Origin of the sequence: Pseudomonas sp. CCC3.1 (assembly GCF_034347405.1) — a bacterium.
GTDB lineage: Bacteria > Pseudomonadota > Gammaproteobacteria > Pseudomonadales > Pseudomonadaceae > Aquipseudomonas.
Genome location: NZ_CP133778.1, coordinates 4,172,098 through 4,189,765, shown reverse-complemented (window position 1 = coordinate 4,189,765; position 17,668 = coordinate 4,172,098). Strand labels below are relative to the sequence as shown.

The window sequence follows — 17,668 nt, the reverse complement described above, 5'->3', positions numbered from 1 at the left end:
ATGGGCTCGCAAATTTTAGCGGTCGGTGGCGTGCGAATGTTTCGCTATGCGTTGGGCACGCTCTTGCTGTTGGCGGGCACCGCCCTGCTAGTGGCTAAGGGCCTGGTCTGGCTGGATCTTGAGCCGAGGCTGTTGCGGGCATTGCAAGGCGGTGCGCTGTGCGCGCTGGGTACCGCTTTGGGTGCTGTGCCGGTGTTGGTTATTCGCAAAATGCCAATAGCGGTCAGCGACAGCTTGTTGGGTTTTGGGGCCGGGGTCATGTTGGCGGCTACGGCTTTCTCGCTGATTGTGCCGGGTATTGCAGCGGCTCAAAACCTCGGCCTGTCCCCTTGGGCTTCAAGTGGTCTAGTCAGTGCGGGCATTCTGCTGGGCGCTTTGTGTCTGTTTCTGGTGGATCGAAAGGTCTCTGGAGCTGGGCCGGAAATGTTTGTCAGCCGCCCTGGTGAGCCGGTGATTGCGCCGCGCATCTGGCTGTTTGTGATTGCCATTGTGGCGCACAACATCCCGGAAGGGATGGCGGTCGGGGTCTCGGCCGGTGGCGGCATGCCAGACGCCGATAGCCTGGCGATGGGCATTGCGTTGCAGGATGTGCCCGAAGGGCTGGTGATCGCGTTGGTGCTGGCGGGTGCTGGCATGTCGCGGGTCAAGGCGTTCTTGATTGGCGCTGCATCAGGCTTGGTCGAACCGGTATTTGCGTTGCTCTGTGCCTGGTTGGTCAATTTGGCAGAAGTGCTATTGCCGTTGGGGCTGGCATTGGCGGCAGGGGCGATGTTGCTGGTGGTGACCCAAGAAGTCATCCCCGAGTCGCGGCGCAACGGTCACGAAAAGCTGGCTAGCCTGGGTTTGTGTATCGGCTTCTGCCTGATGATGGTGATGGACACCGCACTGGGCTAACGCCCGCCTTGATGCCCTAAAAACCAGTAGGAGCGAGCTTGCCTCGCGATCTTTTGATCTTAAAAGATCGCGAGGCAAGCTCGCTCCTACCGTTACGCCGGGCTGCTCTTCACTCACCCTCATCGAAGTAGTTGTTGATGAGCTTGACCAGTGCATCCAGTGCTTCCTGTTCTTGCTCGCCTTCAGTCTTCAAATGGATTTTAGTGCCCTTGCCAGCGGCGAGCATCATCATGGCCATGATGCTCTTGCCGTCGACCATAGATTCGGGTGTACGGCCAGCCCTTATCTGACAAGGGAACTGCCCGGCGACGCCGACGAATTTTGCTGATGCCCGAGCGTGCAAACCCAGTTTGTTGATGATTTCGATTTCCAGAGCAGGCATCGCGGGGTTGATCCTTTCAAGTAAGGTCGCGGTGGCGAACCTGGACGTTCTTCAGAGTTTCTTGCAGGCATTTACCGAGGCGTTCGGTCAGGTACACCGAACGGTGATGACCGCCCGTGCAGCCAATGCCGATGGTGACGTATGCGCGGTTGCTGGCAGCAAAGCGGGGTAGCCATTTAAGCAGATAGCTGGAGATGTCCTGGAACATCTCTTCGACATCCGGCTGTGCGGCCAGATAATCGGCGACCGGTTGATCCAGCCCGGATTGCTCACGCAACTCAGGCTTCCAATACGGATTGGGCAGGCAGCGCACATCAAACACCAGATCGGCATCCACCGGCATGCCGCGCTTGAAACCAAACGACTCAACCAGAAAGGCAGTGCCTGGCTCAGGCTTGTTCAGCAGGCGCAACTTAATGGTGTCGCGCAACTGATACAGGTTCAGGTTGGTGGTGTTGATGGTCAGGTCGGCCAGGTCAGCAATCGGCCCGAGCAACTGTGTTTCGTCGCGTATGGCTTCAGCCAGCGAGCGACTTGCACTGCTCAGCGGGTGACGCCGACGGGTTTCCGAGAAGCGCTTGAGCAGGGTTTCTTCGTCTGCATCCAGGAACAGGACATCGCACTGGATATGGCGATTTCGCACTTCTTCAAGCAATTGCGGAAAGCGTGACAAATGACTGGGCAGGTTACGTGCGTCAATAGAAACAGCCACCAGCGGTTGCGCCAATTCTGTATGAATAAGCGCACGTTCTGCCAGTTCAGGCAGTAACCCGGCAGGCAGGTTGTCGATGCAGTAAAAACCGTTGTCTTCAAGGACGGCGAGGGCGGTGCTTTTACCGGAGCCGGAGCGTCCGCTGACAATGACTAAGCGCATGATTAATGACCGTTCTGTACGTCCAGAACAACCTGATACAACAATTCGTTGCTAGGTGCTTCGCGCAGTCTGTCGCGCACTTCTTTACGATCGAGCATGCTGGCAATCTGCCGGAGCAGTTCCAGGTGTGCGTCGGTTGCCGCTTCTGGCACCAGCAAAACGAAGAGCAGGTCGACCGGCGCGCCATCGATGGCGTCGAAATCTATGGGAGCATCCAGGTGCAGCAAGGCGCTAACAGGCGACTTGCAGCCCTTGAGGCGGCAATGGGGGATGGCGATGCCGTTACCAAAACCGGTGGAACCCAGTTTTTCACGGGCGATCAACGCTTCAAAAACATCTTGCTGTTCCAGATCAGGCACTCCGCGGCTGATCAGGTTGGCAATTTGCTCGAGCGCTTTCTTTTTACTGCCGCCCGGCGCGTTCACCAGGGAACGGCCGGGGGTCAGGATATTTTCAAGTTGAATCATGGGTAGGGAGTATTAACGACCCGTTGCGCCCTGAAGCAGGCTTTGGGTCTTTTCCTTATGCTTTTTCAGTTGGCGATCAAGCTTGTCGTAGAGGTTATCGATGGCTGTATACATGTTTTCATGAACAGCATTACCGACAACCTCTCCACCGTGGATATTGAGAGTAGCCTCGATTTTATGTTGAAGTTTTTCAACAGTAAGAATCACCTGCACGTTGGTGATTTTGTCGAAGTGGCGCTCCAGTCGTGCGAATTTGTCATTGATCGAGTCGCGCAGCGCTTGGGTGACGTCCAGATGTTGTCCACTGATGTTGACTTGCATACAGTTTCTCCTTCTGTTGCCATTGCATAAAGTGACAGGCTGAGCAGCCTGCCACTGAAACGCTGTGGCCCGTGGCTTACATCAAACGCTTGCGCTCGCTCGAAGGCGCGATCCCGAGGGATTCGCGGTACTTGGCGACGGTGCGACGGGCCACCTGAATACCTTGTGCCTCCAGTAAACCAGCGATCTTGCTGTCACTCAACGGCTTTTTCTGATTTTCAGCTGCGACCAGTTTTTTGATGATGGCGCGGATCGCTGTGGACGAGCATTCACCGCCTTCAGAGGTGCTGACGTGGCTCGAAAAAAAGTACTTCAATTCATAAATACCGCGCGGGGTATGCATGAATTTTTGGGTGGTGACCCGTGAAATGGTCGATTCGTGCATGCCGACTGCTTCTGCGATGTCATGCAGCACCAGCGGCTTCATGGCCTCGTCGCCATATTCCAGAAAACCACGCTGATGCTCGACGATTTGGGTCGCCACTTTCATCAGTGTTTCATTGCGGCTCTGCAGGCTTTTGATGAACCAGCGTGCTTCTTGCAACTGGTTGCGCATGAACGTGTTGTCGGCGCTGGTGTCAGCGCGGCGCACGAAACCTGCGTATTGCGGGTTGACCCGCAGGCGCGGCACGGACTCCTGGTTCAACTCCACCAGCCAGCGCTCGTTGTCCTTGCGCACGATGACGTCAGGAACGACGTACTCGGCTTCGCTCGACTCGATTTGTGAGCCAGGGCGCGGGTTCAGGCTTTGTACCAGCTCGATGACCTGGCGCAGCTCGTCTTCCTTGAGCTTCATGCGGCGCATCAACTGGCTGTAGTCGCGGGCGCCCAGCAGGTCGATGTAATCGGTCACCAAGCGTTTGGCTTCGTTCAGCCAAGGTGTTTTCGCGGGCAGTTGGCGCAATTGCAGCAGCAGGCACTCGCCCAGATTACGCGCACCAATACCGGCCGGTTCGAATTGCTGAATGCGGTGCAGAACGGCTTCGATCTCGTCGAGTTCGATGTCCAGTTCTGGATCAAAGGCTTCGAGGATCTCTTCGAGGGTTTCGTCGAGGTAGCCCTGATTGTTGATGCAGTCGATGAGTGTTACGCCGATCAGTCGATCGGTGTCAGACATCGGCGCAAGGTTCAATTGCCACAGCAGATGGCTTTGCAGGCTTTCACCAGCAGAGGTGCGGGTCGTGAAGTCCCACTCGTCGTCATCGTTGCTTGGCAGGCTGCTGGCGCTGGTCTGGTAGATGTCTTCCCAGGCAGTGTCTACAGGTAGCTCGTTAGGGATGCGCTCGTTCCACTCGCCTTCTTCCAGGTTATCCACGGTCGGCGCGGATTCTTGGTAAGAGGGTTCCGGAGTGTCGTTGCTGGGTTTTTGCTCAATGTTGTCGGCCATGGGATCGGCATTATCGAAGTCGTCGCCATCTTCCTGGCGTTCGAGCATCGGATTGGATTCCAGGGCCTCCTGGATTTCCTGTTGCAGGTCCAGGGTCGACAATTGGAGCAGACGGATGGCTTGTTGCAGCTGAGGTGTCATTGTCAGCTGCTGGCCCATTCTCAGGACTAGCGATGGTTTCATGGCAGGGGCTTAACACCTTATTCGCCGGCGCACATGGCGCCATCCACTACAAGGGCGCGTGAGCGCCAAACATAAGCAAATTATATGCCTGTAACCGGTGCGTTTGCCTAGGGGGCATTTTTAATAAGTTTGTGCTAAGGCCGATAACGGCGTGAGAGCGGTCCCTGAAAGACATGGCAATGCATGCGATTGCTCAATGCTTCAGGGCCCGCCCCCGCGTGGGTTTAGAGGCGGAACTCGTGACCCAGGTACACTTCGCGCACCAAATCGTTGGCAAGAATCGCTTCAGCATCGCCTTCAGCGATCAGTTGGCCGTCGTTGACGATATAAGCCGTTTCGCAAATATCGAGGGTTTCACGGACGTTGTGATCGGTGATCAACACGCCAATGCCCTTGGCTTTGAGGTGGTGAATAATTTGCTTGATGTCGCCCACGGAGATCGGGTCAACACCTGCAAACGGCTCATCGAGCAGGATGAACTTGGGGTTGGTCGCCAGTGCGCGGGCAATTTCTACCCGGCGGCGCTCACCACCGGACAAGCTCATGCCGAGGTTGTCACGGATGTGGTTGATATGAAATTCCTGCAGCAGGCTTTCCAGTTCTTTGCGACGACCGGCCTTGTCGAGTTCCTGGCGTGTTTCGAGAATCGCCATGATGTTATCGGCCACTGACAGCTTGCGAAAAATCGAGGCTTCTTGTGGCAGGTAGCCGATGCCGGCGCGTGCGCGGCCATGCATAGGCTGGTGGCTGACGTCCAGATCGTCGATCAGTACGCGACCTTGATCAGCCTGAACCAGGCCGACGATCATGTAGAAACAGGTCGTTTTACCTGCGCCGTTTGGGCCGAGCAAGCCAACGATTTGCCCGCTGTCGATTGACAGGCTCACGTCACGTACCACTTGGCGGCTCTTGTAGCTTTTAGCCAAATGCTGGGCTTTCAGAGTTGCCATTACTGGGCCTTCTGCTGGTCGGTTTTCTTCTTCGGCTGAATCACCATGTCAATGCGTGGACGAGGCGCGGTGACATTGGTGCCATTGGCACGGCCAGCATTGGCAACTTGTTTCACGGTGTCGTAGACGATCTTCTCGCCTTCGGTCGTGTTGCCGTCATTGATGACTTTGGCCTTGTCGATCAGCACGATGCGGTTTTGCGGCGCATGATATTGAATCGTCACGGCATACGCCTGAACCGGTTTCGGGTCAGTCGCTTTTTGCAGTTGTTCGAAATAAGCCAGATTACCTACCGATGTCACCACGTCGATTTCGCCCGCTGCATTGCGGGTAATGGTGACGGTGTTACCGGTAATTTTCATGGACCCTTGGGTGATGATCACATCGCCCTTGTAAGTCGCGACGCCTTGCTTGTCATCCAGTTGGGCTTCGTCGGCCTGGATACGGATAGGCTGCTTGTTGTCATTCGGCAGAGCCCAGGCGCTCGCGCTTCCCAGTGCTGCGCTCAGACTGAGCAATAAAGGGAGGGTTTTAACGAGACTCATACTGTCCTCTTACGTTGGACAGCAGGTCCATCCTGCCGTCTTTCAAATATGCTTTCATTCCCTTGCCAGTCGTCACACCACCAGCGCCGTCGATTCTAACGTCTCGGTCGGTCTGCGCATATTGCTTCTGCGGGAATACAGTCATGCGGGTACTGGTAATAATCGTAGTGCGATTTTTTTCGTCTGTACGGGCAACGCGCACAGAATCGATCAGTTCGACCTGGCTGCCGTCCGGATTGACTTCGCCGCGCTCGCTCTGCACGTGCCAAGGGTAGGGCGTGCCGCGATACATTTGCAGGTCAGGCTTGGTCAACAATGTGACTTCAGAAGCCTTCAAATGTTCGACCTTGTCTGATGTCATTTCATATTGCAGCTTGCCGTCCGGCAAATACTGCAGGCTATGCGCATTGGTTGCGTAATAGTCGATAGCGGTTTCGTCGACGGCCGCTGTCGGCTGGTCGAGAAAACGCTCAGGGCTGATATTCCAGTAGCCTACTGCCGCGAAAAGCGCGGCAATGACTGTGAATAACAGAATGTTACGAATTTTTTTACTCAGCATGGAAAGCTCTATAAGTAGGCGGCGTGGGCTGCATCCAGGCAGCCTTGGGCGCGCAGGATGAGCTCGCAAAACTCGCGGGCAGCACCTTCTCCGCCGCGTGCCTGGGTGACGCCATGGGCGTGCTCGCGAACAAAGCTGGCAGCATTGGCAACCGCCATGCCCAGGCCGACCCGGCGAATAACCGGCAAGTCGGGCAGGTCATCGCCCAAATAGGCGACCTGTTCATAGCTTAGGCCGAGTTGGCCGAGAAGCTCGTCCAAAACCACCAATTTATCTTCACGGCCCTGATAAAGGTGCGGGATACCCAGGTTTTGCGCGCGGCGCTCGACCACCGGGGTCTTGCGACCGCTGATGATTGCCGTTTGCACGCCAGCAGCCATCAGCATCTTGATGCCTTGGCCGTCGAGGGTGTTAAAGGTCTTGAATTCGCTGCCGTCTTCGAGGAAGTACAGGCGGCCGTCGGTCAGAACGCCGTCGACGTCGAAGATCGCGAGTTTGATGCCTTTGCCGCGTTTAAGCAGTTCGCTGGTCATTACATTACTCCTGCGCGCAGCAAGTCGTGCATGTTCAAGGCGCCGACCGGACGGTCTTCCTTGTCGACAACCACCAGCGCGCTGATTTTGTGGTCTTCCATGATTTTCAAGGCTTCGGCCGCAAGCATTTCGGCCCGAGCCGTTTTGCCATGCGGTGTCATGACTGAATCAATGGTTGCATTGCGGATGTCAATTTCGCGGTCCAGGGTGCGGCGCAAGTCGCCGTCAGTAAAGATCCCGGCCAGTCGACCGTCTTCTTCGACGATGACCGTCATGCCCAGACTTTTGTGGGTCATTTCCATCAAGGCTTCTTTAAGCGAGGTGCCGCGCACCACTTTCGGCAGTTCATCGCCCGAATGCATGACGTTCTCGACCTTCAGCAGCAGGCGGCGGCCCAGGGCGCCACCTGGGTGCGAGAAGGCAAAGTCTTCAGCGGTAAAGCCGCGAGCGTCCAGCAGCGCCACGGCCAAGGCATCGCCCATGACCAGAGCGGCGGTGGTAGAGGAGGTCGGTGCCAGGTTCAGCGGGCAGGCCTCGTGGTCGACATGAACATTGAGGTTCACTTCGGCGGCTTTTGCCAGTGTCGAGTTCGGGTTGCCGGTGACGCTGATCAGTTTAATACCCAGGCGTTTGATCAGTGGCAGCAGGGTGACGATTTCAGTCGTTGTCCCAGAATTGGACAGGGCGAGGATGATGTCATCGCGAGTGATCATGCCCATGTCACCATGGCTGGCTTCAGCGGGATGAACAAAAAAGGCCGTGGTGCCGGTGCTGGCCAGGGTGGCGGCAATCTTGTTGCCTACATGCCCCGATTTGCCCATGCCGACCACGACTACTCGGCCCTTGCTTGCCAGAATCATCTCGCAAGCGCGTACGAAATCAGCGTCGATATGGGCCAGCAAACCTTCTACGGCTTCCAGTTCGAGGCGGATGGTGCGTTGGGCAGATTGAATCAAGTCGCTGGATTGGCTCATGTTTAAGGTCGGGTAGCCTGAGAAAAGGCAGCGATTATAGCGGTTATGCGCAATTCCCTCACGTTTGATCGTCGTGCTTTGTTGCTTCAGGTAACAAGGTACTGTTGGACTTGTGGATAAATCGACTTTATTTAACGGTCCGTAACCTGAGAGGGCACTCCTTCGGCCTTGGGCGGTCCGTATTAGCAGTGGTATAGTTCGCCGCCAGTTCGGCCCGCCCAGGGAACGCGTGCTTCCTAATCAGAAGCTTGGTGTCCAGGTGAGAGGCAGAAGCTGTATCGCAAGGAGTTTAGATGAGCGCCGATAACGCCTACGCGGTCGAGCTGAAGGGGGTTTCCTTCAAGCGCGGTACGCGCAGCATCTTCAATAATGTCGATATTCGAATTCCGCGTGGCAAAGTCACGGGAATCATGGGCCCGTCCGGCTGCGGCAAGACAACCCTTTTACGCTTGATGGGAATGCAACTGCGTCCCAGCAACGGCGAAGTGTGGGTCAACGGTCAGAATCTGCCGACGTTGTCGCGCAGTGATCTGTTCGATGCTCGCAAGCACATGGGTGTGTTATTTCAGAGCGGAGCCCTGTTCACCGACCTGGACGTGTTCGAAAACGTAGCGTTCCCGCTGCGCGTTCACACTCAACTGCCCGAAGAGATGATTCGCGACATCGTTCTGCTCAAATTGCAGGCGGTGGGGCTGCGTGGGGCAATCAACCTGATGCCCGATGAGCTGTCGGGGGGCATGAAGCGTCGTGTGGCGTTGGCGCGGGCGATTGCCATGGACCCGCAAATCCTGATGTATGACGAGCCCTTTGTAGGGCAAGATCCCATTGCCATGGGGGTGCTGGTGCGGCTGATCCGCCTGCTCAACGACGCGTTGGGCATCACCAGCATCGTGGTTTCCCACGACTTGGCTGAAACAGCGAGTATTTCCGACTATTTATATGTCGTCGGTGATGGTCAGGTGTTGGGGCAGGGCACGCCAGAAGAGCTGATGAATGCCGATAATCCGCGCATACGTCAGTTCATGAACGGCGATCCGGATGGCCCGGTTCCGTTCCATTTTCCGGCGTCAGACTACCGAACCGATCTTCTGGGGAAGCGTTGATGCCCAAAAAATCAATTATTGATCGTGTCGGATTGTTCGGCCGAGCCGGGATCGACATGGTCTCGGTGCTGGGGCGTTCGACGATCTTCCTGTTTCACGCATTGCTGGGGCGTGGCGGCATTGGCGGTGGCTTTGGGCTGCTGCTCAAGCAACTGCATTCTGTCGGTGTCATGTCGCTGGTGATTATCGTCGTGTCAGGGGTGTTCATCGGCATGGTGCTGGCGCTGCAAGGCTTCAGTATCTTGTCCAGCTATGGCTCCGAACAGGCCGTCGGACAAATGGTTGCTCTGACCCTGCTGCGGGAACTGGGGCCGGTTGTGACCGCTCTATTGTTCGCGGGGCGCGCCGGGTCTGCATTGACCGCTGAAATCGGCAACATGAAATCCACCGAACAATTGTCCAGCCTGGAAATGATTGGCGTCGATCCGCTCAAGTACATCATTGCGCCGCGTTTGTGGGCCGGATTCATTTCCCTGCCGCTGCTGGCGATGATTTTCAGTGTGGTCGGCATCTGGGGCGGTTCGTGGGTGGCGGTAGACTGGCTGGGCGTCTACGACGGTTCTTACTGGGCCAATATGCAAAACAGCGTGACCTTCAGTGGTGACGTGATTAACGGGATCATCAAAAGCATCGTGTTTGCCTTTGTAGTGACCTGGATTGCTGTGTTTCAAGGTTATGACTGCGAGCCCACATCAGAGGGGATCAGCCGTGCCACTACCAAGACCGTGGTGTATGCCTCTCTGGCAGTCCTCGGGCTGGACTTTATTTTGACCGCCTTGATGTTTGGAGATTTCTGATGCAAAACCGCACCATGGAAATCGGTGTCGGCCTGTTCCTGCTGGCTGGCATCCTGGCTTTACTGTTACTTGCCCTGCGAGTCAGTGGACTGTCGCCGACGGCCAGTACAGACACCTACAAGCTATATGCCTACTTTGACAACATTGCCGGTCTGACCGTGCGCGCCAAAGTCACAATGGCGGGCGTGACCATTGGCAAGGTCACTGCGATTGATCTGGACCGTGACAACTTCACGGCCCGTGTCACCCTGCAACTGGAAAAGAAAGTGGATAACCTGCCGACCGACTCGACAGCGTCTATTCTCACCGCTGGCCTGTTGGGCGAGAAGTACATCGGTATTAGCGTGGGCGGTGAAGACGCTGTACTCAAGGATGGCGGAACCATTCACGACACTCAGTCGTCGCTGGTCCTTGAAGACCTGATCGGAAAATTCCTGATGAATACCGTTAGCAAAGAAGCCAAATAAGGAGCTTTTAGATGATTTCTCTCTTGCGCCGTGGCCTGCTGATCATGTTGGCGGCAGCGATGCCCCTGATGGCGAGTGCTGCACCGGGGCAGTCTCCCCATGACATCGTTCAAACCACGACCACTCAATTGCTGGCTGACCTGTCCGCCAACAAAGAAAAGTACAAGGCCAATCCAAGCGAATTTTATGACGCTCTGAACAACATTGTCGGGCCGGTAGTCGATGTTGACGGTGTTTCCAAAAGCATCATGACTGTGAAATATTCGCGCAACGCCACGCCTGCGCAGATGCAGCGTTTTCAAGAGAACTTCAAGCGCAGCCTGATCCAGTTCTATGGCAATGCCCTGCTTGAGTTCAAGAACGAAGGCATCAGTGTCGGGGACGCCAGACAGCAATCGGACGGTGGCAACGTTTCTGTTCCCATGACAGTCAAAGGTGCCAACGGCGCGGTTTACCCTGTTTCCTACACCCTTGCCCAAGTGAATGGCGAGTGGAAGGTGCGTAACGTCATCATCAATGGCATCAACATTGGCAAACTGTTCCGTGATCAGTTCGCCGACGCCATGCAGCGCAACGGCAATAACCTCGATAAGACCATCGATGGCTGGGCAGGGGAAGTTGCCAAGGCCAAGGAAAAAACCGACGAGAAATTGAGCCAATGACTGACGCCGCCGTAACCCTGGCTGGCGAAAGCGAGTTGCGCCTCAGCGGCGTGCTCGACTATCAGACTGGCCCTCGCTTGCGCAAGGAAGGCCAGGCCCTGATCAAAAAGGCCTTGGCCAAAGCCCTGGTGGTGGATTGCTCGGCGGTCACCAAATCCAGCAGCGTCGGTTTGTCATTGTTGCTGTGTTACATCCGTGACGCACAAGCCCTGAACAAGCCAATGAGCATTACCGGTTTGCCCGACGACATGCGCGAAATCGCTCAGGTCTCGGGTCTGACCGAGTTGCTGGCACATCATTAATAGCCATTTATAGAAAAGCCCCCCGTCAGAGTCCTGTTATGCGGGGTTCGCAGGCGCGGGGCTTTTTTGTATGATGGCCGACCAGCGCGCGTTAGGCGCCGATTGAGGTTGAGCATGCAGGCCGTAGAAGTGAAGAGCTTTCTTGAGGGAAAGCTGCCTGGAACCCAGGTAGAAGTTGAGGGCGAAGGCTGCAACTTTCAGCTGAACGTGATTAGTGACGAACTGGTGGCTCTGAGCCCGGTCAAGCGTCAACAAAGCATCTATGCCCATTTGAACCCGTGGATTGCTGATGGCAGCATCCATGCGGTCACTATGAAATTCTTCAGCAGCGCGGCCTGGGCCGAGCGCGCCTGAGCCCCCTGAGCCAATAGGCGTCGAGATTGTTATGGATAAATTGATTATTACCGGCGGTGCCCGTCTTGATGGCGAAATCCGTATTTCCGGTGCAAAGAACTCTGCTCTGCCGATTCTGGCTGCGACCTTGCTGTGTAATGGCCCGGTAACGGTAGCCAACCTGCCGCATTTGCATGACATCACCACCATGATCGAGCTGTTCGGTCGTATGGGCATTGAGCCGGTGATTGATGAAAAACTCAGCGTCGAAATCAACCCGAACACCATCAAAACCCTGGTAGCCCCGTACGAACTGGTTAAAACCATGCGTGCGTCGATCCTGGTGCTGGGCCCGATGGTTGCTCGCTTCGGTTACGCTGAAGTCGCGTTGCCAGGTGGGTGCGCCATTGGTTCGCGTCCGGTCGACCTGCACATCCGTGGCCTTGAAGCCATGGGCGCAGTGATTGACGTTGAAGGCGGTTACATCAAGGCCAAGGCGCCAGAAGGCGGCTTGCACGGTGCGAATTTCTTCTTCGACACTGTCAGCGTAACCGGCACTGAAAACATCATGATGGCCGCAGCACTGGCCAATGGCCGCAGCGTGTTGCAGAACTCTGCACGCGAGCCTGAAGTCGTCGACTTGGCCAACTTCCTGAACGCCATGGGCGCCAAGGTGAGCGGCGCGGGCACTGACACCATCACCATTGATGGCGTAAAAGAGCTGCATTCCGCCACTTACCGCGTGATGCCGGACCGTATCGAAACCGGTACGTATCTGGTTGCTGCCGCCGTGACCGGTGGCCGCGTTAAGGTCAAGGATACGGATCCGACCATCCTTGAAGCCGTCCTTGAAAAACTCAAGGAAGCGGGCGCCGAAGTCACCACGGGTGAAGACTGGATCGAGCTGAACATGCACGGCAAGCGCCCTAAAGCGGTGAACGTGCGTACAGCTCCGTATCCGGCGTTCCCGACGGACATGCAAGCTCAGTTCATCTCGCTCAACGCCATTGCTGAAGGCACGGGCGCGGTCATCGAGACCATCTTCGAAAACCGCTTCATGCACGTGTACGAACTGCACCGCATGGGCGCCAAGATCCAGGTCGAAGGCAACACGGCCATCGTCACCGGTACCGAAACGCTGAAAGGCGCGCCCGTCATGGCCACCGACCTGCGTGCGTCGGCCAGCCTGGTGATCTCGGCACTGGTTGCTGAAGGCGACACCCTGATCGACCGCATCTACCACATCGACCGTGGTTACGAGTGCATCGAAGAGAAACTGCAAATGCTGGGTGCCAAAATCCGCCGCGTTCCGGGCTAGTTTTTGGTGTTTGGCCTCATGGGCACATGGATCGTGTCCAGCCGCCAGGTGACGTAAGCGCTCGCAAGCGTTACCTTACCTGGCCTCGAATCGTTCAAGTCGAGCCTGACTATCAGGCTCGATGCATGTCCGGCGCCGATTGCGTCCGGGCATAAGTACCCTGATAAGGACTTACGTTTCCCATGTTGACCATTGCACTGTCCAAGGGCCGTATCCTTGACGACACCCTGCCGCTTCTGGCTGAAGCGGGCATTGTGCCGAGCGAGAATCCGGACAAAAGCCGCAAGCTGATCATCCCGACCTCACAACCCGACGTACGTCTGCTGATCGTACGCGCCACCGACGTGCCGACTTACGTTGAGCATGGCGCGGCAGACCTCGGTGTTGCGGGTAAAGACGTGCTCATGGAATACGGCGGCCAGGGCCTTTACGAGCCTCTGGATCTTCAGATTGCCCAGTGCAAGCTGATGACTGCCGGTGCCATCGGTGCCGTTGAACCCAAAGGCCGCCTGCGTGTTGCCACCAAGTTCGTCAATATCGCCAAGCGTTACTACGCCGAGCAAGGCCGTCAGGTCGACATCATCAAGCTGTACGGCTCGATGGAGCTGGCTCCGTTGATTGGTCTGGCCGACAAGATCATCGACGTGGTCGATACGGGCAACACCTTGCGTGCCAACGGCCTGGAACCTCAGGACTTCATTGCCGCCGTCAGCTCCCGCCTGGTGGTTAATAAAGCGTCGATGAAAATGCAGCACGCCCGCATTCAAGCCCTGATCGATACCCTGCGCAAAGCAGTGGAATCTCGACACCGCGGCTGACACACCTGCGCGATAAGGGGTTGATCCCTGACGTCGCGCCCATCCATCCGTGTAATCGCCAGAAATCTCAGGTACCCACGCGGATGGCTTGGTAGTCTTGTGGTGCCTGAGATCCGCAACCTCATCAATTCCAAGCAATCGCCCATTACCGAGGCCCTCGCTATGACCGCTCCCACCGCAATTCGCCGACTCAACGCTGCTGATCCGGACTTCGCGCAGCATCTGGATCATTTGCTGAGCTGGGAAAGTGTGTCTGACGACTCGGTTAACCAGCGTGTGCTCGACATCATCAAGGCGGTGCGCGAGCGCGGCGATGCGGCACTGGTTGAGTTCACCCAGCGCTTTGACGGGCTGAGCGTTAACTCGATGGCAGATCTGATCCTGCCACGCGAGCGATTGGAGCTGGCCTTGACCCGTATCACCGCGCCGCAGCGTGAAGCGCTGGAAAAAGCCGCCCAACGGGTACGCAGCTACCACGAAAAACAGAAGCAGGACTCCTGGAGCTACACCGAAGCTGACGGCACTGTGCTGGGCCAAAAGGTCACGCCGCTGGACCGCGCCGGTTTGTACGTGCCAGGCGGCAAAGCGTCTTACCCGTCTTCGGTTCTCATGAACGCGATTCCGGCCAAAGTGGCAGGCGTTACCGAAGTGGTCATGGTCGTGCCCACCCCGCGTGGCGAGATCAACGAGTTGGTGCTGGCTGCGGCCTGTATCGCGGGTGTTGACCGGGTGTTCACCATCGGCGGAGCACAAGCCGTCGCCGCGTTGGCCTACGGCACCGAAAGCGTGCCGAAAGTCGACAAAGTGGTAGGCCCCGGCAACATCTATGTGGCAACCGCCAAGCGTCACGTATTTGGCCAAGTGGGGATCGACATGATCGCCGGGCCTTCGGAAATCCTCGTGGTGTGCGATGGCCAGACCGATCCGGACTGGATCGCCATGGACCTGTTCTCCCAGGCCGAGCACGACGAAGACGCGCAAGCCATTCTGGTCAGCCCGGACGCCGAGTTCCTCGACAAAGTCGCCGCCAGCATCGCCAAGTTGCTGCCGACCATGGAGCGTGCTGACATCATCAACACCTCGATCAATGGTCGCGGTGCGTTGATTCTGGTCAATGACATGCAGCAAGCCATCGACGTGGCCAACCGCATTGCCCCGGAACACTTGGAGCTGTCGGTCGCCGACCCTCAAGCCTGGTTGCCGCAGATTCGCCACGCCGGTGCGATCTTCATGGGGCGTCATACATCCGAAGCCTTGGGCGATTACTGCGCAGGCCCTAACCACGTATTGCCGACGTCCGGCACCGCGCGTTTCTCCTCGCCGCTGGGCGTCTATGACTTCCAGAAGCGTTCATCGATCATCTTTTGCTCGGAGCAGGGCGCTTCTGACCTGGGCAAGACGGCTTCGATTCTGGCCCGCGGTGAATCACTGACCGGCCACGCTCGCAGTGCTGAATACCGGATCATCGCCGACACCGAACAGGGGCAATAAGCATGAGTAAATTCTGGAGTTCGTTCGTTAAAGAACTGGTGCCTTACGTGCCGGGTGAGCAGCCAAAACTGACCAAGCTGGTCAAGCTCAACACCAACGAAAACCCGTACGGCCCTTCGCCAAAGGCGCTGGACGCGATGCGGGCAGAGATCAACGACAACCTGCGTCTGTACCCGGACCCAAACAGCGATCTGCTCAAGCAGGCGGTGGCCGAGTACTACGGCGTTCAGCCCCGTCAGGTGTTCCTCGGCAACGGCTCTGACGAAGTGCTGGCCCACATCTTCAACGGCTTGTTGCAGCACGACAAACCGCTGCTGTTTCCGGACATCAGCTACAGCTTCTACCCCGTGTATTGCGGCCTTTACGGCATTGAATTTGACGCCGTGCCGCTGGATGAGCAGTTTCAGATCCAGCCAACGGACTATGCCAAGCCAAACGGCGGCATCATCTTCCCTAACCCCAACGCGCCGACGGGCTGTTTGCTGGCGCTGGACGCTGTTGAGCAAATCCTCAAAGCCAGTCCGGATTCGGTGGTTGTGGTGGATGAGGCCTACATCGACTTTGGCGGCGAGACGGCCATCAGCCTGGTGGACCGCTATCCGAACTTGCTGGTGACCCAGACCCTGTCCAAATCGCGCTCGCTGGCAGGTTTGCGCGTGGGCCTGGCGGTGGGCCATCCTGATCTGATCGAAGCGCTGGAGCGGATCAAAAACAGCTTCAACTCCTACCCGCTGGACCGCGTAGCGATTGCTGGTGCTGCGGCAGCGTTCGCCGACCGCGAGCACTTCGAGCACACCTGCAAGGCCGTGATCGACAGTCGCGAGCAAGTGGTGGGTCAATTACAGGCGCTGGGTTTTGAAGTGTTGCCGTCGGCGGCGAACTTTATCTTCGCGCGTCACCCGGAACACGATGCGGCAGCACTGGCGGCCAAATTGCGCGAGCAGGGCGTGATCGTGCGTCACTTCAAGCAACTGCGTATTGCGCAGTTCCTGCGGATCAGCATCGGCACGCCGGAGCAGAACGCAGCGCTGATTGAAGGGTTATCAGCTATCTAACTAACGCCTTGTAGGAGCGAGCTTGCCTCGCGATCTTTTGATCTTTAAAAGATCGCGAGGCAAGCTCGCTCCTACAGGGGGTGTATTTATTTTTCAGTATGCGCCGGCTGTTCTTGCTGTGGACGCAGGCCCACTTCGGCAAAGAGCTTAAGCTCTTTGCCGTTGCGCAGTACCTGAATCTCGACCTTGTCCGAAGGCTTGATCCGGGCCACCTGGTTCATGGAGCGGCGGCCATCGTTGGCCGGTTCGCCATCAATGCTCAGAATCACATCACCTAACTGCAAGCCGGCTTTTTGCGCTGGGCCGTCACGGAAAATCCCCGCGACCACGATCCCTGGGCGTCCATTCATACCAAAAGACTCCGCCAGATCCGGTGTCAGCGACTGAACCTCAATCCCCAGCCAGCCACGAATAACCTGGCCGTGCTCGATAATCGACTTCATGACTTCCATCGCCAGATTGATCGGGATGGCAAAGCCGATCCCTTGCGAGCCACCCGACTCGGAAAAAATCGCGGTATTGATACCGGTCAGGTTGCCATTGGCATCCACCAGCGCACCGCCCGAGTTGCCGGGGTTGATCGCCGCATCGGTCTGAATAAAGTCTTCGTAGTTGTTCAACCCCAATTGGTTACGCCCCGTGGCACTGATGATGCCCATGGTCGTGGTTTGACCGACGCCAAACGGGTTGCCAATGGCCAGGGCAATGTCGCCGATGCGCAATGTGTCGGAGCGCCCAATGGTGATGGCGGGCAAGTTTTTCAGGTCAATCTTGAGTACGGCCAAATCAGTTTCAGGGTCGCTGCCGATCACCCGTGCCAGTGTTTCGCGACCATCCTTGAGGGCCACTACAATCTGGTCGGCGCCGGTCACCACATGGTTATTGGTCAGCAAGTAGCCTTCCGGGCTCATGATCACGGCCGAACCCAGGCTGGATTCCATGCGCTTTTGCTTAGGCACGTTGTTACCGAAAAAACGTCGGAACTGCGGGTCATCAAACAGCGGGCTGGCATTTTTGTTCACCACTTTGGTGGTGTACAGGTTGGCGACAGCGGGGGCTGCACGCGTCACGGCGTCGGCATACGTGACGGGGCCTTGCTGAACGTAACTGGTTCGCGGGGCTTGTTGCAGATTAACGTCCAGCGTCGGCAAGCCGACCCATTGCGGATAACGTTGAATAATCAGCAAAGCGATAAGCACGCCAGCCAGCAGTGGCCAGCCAAAAAAACGCAAAGCCTTAAACATTGAACTCAG

The 17,668-nt window shown here is 56.9% G+C and carries 22 protein-coding genes; 11 read left to right on the top strand and 11 right to left on the bottom strand.

The features are described from left to right. Positions 1-894: a ZIP family metal transporter gene (locus RHM56_RS18465; RefSeq protein ID WP_322234774.1), complete on the top strand. Its 894-nt coding sequence runs from the start codon at positions 1-3 to the stop codon at positions 892-894. 109 nt (positions 895-1,003) lie between these two features. On the opposite strand, the gene RHM56_RS18460 is transcribed toward RHM56_RS18465, so the two are convergent. From RHM56_RS18460 to RHM56_RS18415, 10 genes are all read right to left on the bottom strand, one after another. Continuing rightward, complete coding sequence (locus tag RHM56_RS18460) at positions 1,004-1,276, bottom strand: HPr family phosphocarrier protein (protein WP_322234772.1); 273 nt, start codon at positions 1,274-1,276, stop codon at positions 1,004-1,006. A 16-nt stretch (positions 1,277-1,292) separates the two neighbouring features. Next, positions 1,293-2,150, bottom strand: a complete 858-nt coding sequence (gene rapZ / locus RHM56_RS18455; protein ID WP_322234770.1) for an RNase adapter RapZ — start codon at positions 2,148-2,150, stop codon at positions 1,293-1,295. A 2-nt stretch (positions 2,151-2,152) separates the two neighbouring features. Then, positions 2,153-2,617 (bottom strand): PTS IIA-like nitrogen regulatory protein PtsN, encoded by a 465-nt coding sequence (gene ptsN, locus RHM56_RS18450; protein ID WP_322234767.1) that lies wholly within the window; start codon positions 2,615-2,617, stop codon positions 2,153-2,155. 12 nt (positions 2,618-2,629) lie between these two features. After that, complete coding sequence (gene hpf / locus RHM56_RS18445; RefSeq protein ID WP_322234765.1) at positions 2,630-2,938, bottom strand: ribosome hibernation-promoting factor, HPF/YfiA family; 309 nt, start codon at positions 2,936-2,938, stop codon at positions 2,630-2,632. Positions 2,939-3,014: 76 nt separating this feature from the next. Further along, on the bottom strand, positions 3,015-4,508 hold the full coding sequence (locus RHM56_RS18440) for an RNA polymerase factor sigma-54 (protein ID WP_322234763.1): 1,494 nt from the start codon (positions 4,506-4,508) through the stop codon (positions 3,015-3,017). A 224-nt stretch (positions 4,509-4,732) separates the two neighbouring features. Further along, positions 4,733-5,458, bottom strand: a complete 726-nt coding sequence (gene lptB / locus RHM56_RS18435; protein WP_322234761.1) for an LPS export ABC transporter ATP-binding protein — start codon at positions 5,456-5,458, stop codon at positions 4,733-4,735. Further along, positions 5,458-6,003, bottom strand: a complete 546-nt coding sequence (gene lptA / locus RHM56_RS18430; protein WP_322234759.1) for a lipopolysaccharide transport periplasmic protein LptA — start codon at positions 6,001-6,003, stop codon at positions 5,458-5,460. Before lptA ends, lptB begins: the two co-directional genes overlap by 1 nt. Continuing rightward, positions 5,990-6,562: an LPS export ABC transporter periplasmic protein LptC gene (gene lptC / locus RHM56_RS18425; protein ID WP_322234756.1), complete on the bottom strand. Its 573-nt coding sequence runs from the start codon at positions 6,560-6,562 to the stop codon at positions 5,990-5,992. The genes lptA and lptC overlap by 14 nt, the downstream gene beginning before the upstream one ends. Positions 6,563-6,570: 8 nt before the next feature. Further along, entirely contained in the window at positions 6,571-7,095 is a 525-nt protein-coding gene (locus RHM56_RS18420) for an HAD family hydrolase (RefSeq protein ID WP_322234754.1), read from the bottom strand. Continuing rightward, positions 7,095-8,069, bottom strand: coding sequence for a KpsF/GutQ family sugar-phosphate isomerase (locus RHM56_RS18415; RefSeq protein WP_322234752.1), 975 nt, complete (start codon positions 8,067-8,069; stop codon positions 7,095-7,097). The genes RHM56_RS18420 and RHM56_RS18415 overlap by 1 nt, the downstream gene beginning before the upstream one ends. A 293-nt stretch (positions 8,070-8,362) precedes the next feature. On the opposite strand from RHM56_RS18415, the gene RHM56_RS18410 reads away from it, so the two are divergent. From RHM56_RS18410 to hisC, 10 genes are all read left to right on the top strand, one after another. Beyond that, entirely contained in the window at positions 8,363-9,172 is an 810-nt protein-coding gene (locus tag RHM56_RS18410; RefSeq protein ID WP_019408832.1) for an ATP-binding cassette domain-containing protein, read from the top strand. Then, entirely contained in the window at positions 9,172-9,969 is a 798-nt protein-coding gene (mlaE, locus tag RHM56_RS18405) for a lipid asymmetry maintenance ABC transporter permease subunit MlaE (RefSeq protein WP_019408831.1), read from the top strand. Before RHM56_RS18410 ends, mlaE begins: the two co-directional genes overlap by 1 nt. Next, positions 9,969-10,436 (top strand): outer membrane lipid asymmetry maintenance protein MlaD, encoded by a 468-nt coding sequence (gene mlaD, locus RHM56_RS18400; RefSeq protein WP_019408830.1) that lies wholly within the window; start codon positions 9,969-9,971, stop codon positions 10,434-10,436. Before mlaE ends, mlaD begins: the two co-directional genes overlap by 1 nt. An 11-nt stretch (positions 10,437-10,447) precedes the next feature. Continuing rightward, positions 10,448-11,098 (top strand): ABC transporter substrate-binding protein, encoded by a 651-nt coding sequence (locus RHM56_RS18395; protein WP_322234747.1) that lies wholly within the window; start codon positions 10,448-10,450, stop codon positions 11,096-11,098. Then, the gene (locus RHM56_RS18390) at positions 11,095-11,400 is read left to right on the top strand and encodes an STAS domain-containing protein (protein WP_019408828.1); all 306 of its coding nucleotides are present in this window, start codon (positions 11,095-11,097) and stop codon (positions 11,398-11,400) included. The genes RHM56_RS18395 and RHM56_RS18390 overlap by 4 nt, the downstream gene beginning before the upstream one ends. Positions 11,401-11,514: 114 nt before the next feature. Beyond that, positions 11,515-11,754: a BolA family protein gene (locus RHM56_RS18385; protein WP_019408827.1), complete on the top strand. Its 240-nt coding sequence runs from the start codon at positions 11,515-11,517 to the stop codon at positions 11,752-11,754. Between the two features lie 31 nt (positions 11,755-11,785). Then, positions 11,786-13,051, top strand: coding sequence for a UDP-N-acetylglucosamine 1-carboxyvinyltransferase (gene murA / locus RHM56_RS18380; protein ID WP_322234745.1), 1,266 nt, complete (start codon positions 11,786-11,788; stop codon positions 13,049-13,051). A 182-nt stretch (positions 13,052-13,233) separates the two neighbouring features. After that, positions 13,234-13,869 carry an ATP phosphoribosyltransferase gene (gene hisG / locus RHM56_RS18375; protein WP_322234742.1) on the top strand — a complete coding sequence of 212 codons (636 nt, stop codon included), beginning with the start codon at positions 13,234-13,236 and terminating at the stop codon, positions 13,867-13,869. Positions 13,870-14,031: 162 nt separating this feature from the next. Beyond that, positions 14,032-15,360, top strand: coding sequence for a histidinol dehydrogenase (gene hisD, locus RHM56_RS18370; RefSeq protein WP_322234740.1), 1,329 nt, complete (start codon positions 14,032-14,034; stop codon positions 15,358-15,360). Between the two features lie 2 nt (positions 15,361-15,362). Further along, positions 15,363-16,415, top strand: coding sequence for a histidinol-phosphate transaminase (gene hisC / locus RHM56_RS18365; RefSeq protein ID WP_322234738.1), 1,053 nt, complete (start codon positions 15,363-15,365; stop codon positions 16,413-16,415). An 86-nt stretch (positions 16,416-16,501) separates the two neighbouring features. Here hisC and algW read toward each other — a convergent pair whose 3' ends face one another. Then, positions 16,502-17,659 (bottom strand): Do family serine endopeptidase AlgW, encoded by a 1,158-nt coding sequence (algW, locus tag RHM56_RS18360; RefSeq protein ID WP_322234736.1) that lies wholly within the window; start codon positions 17,657-17,659, stop codon positions 16,502-16,504. Positions 17,660-17,668: the final 9 nt, after the last annotated feature.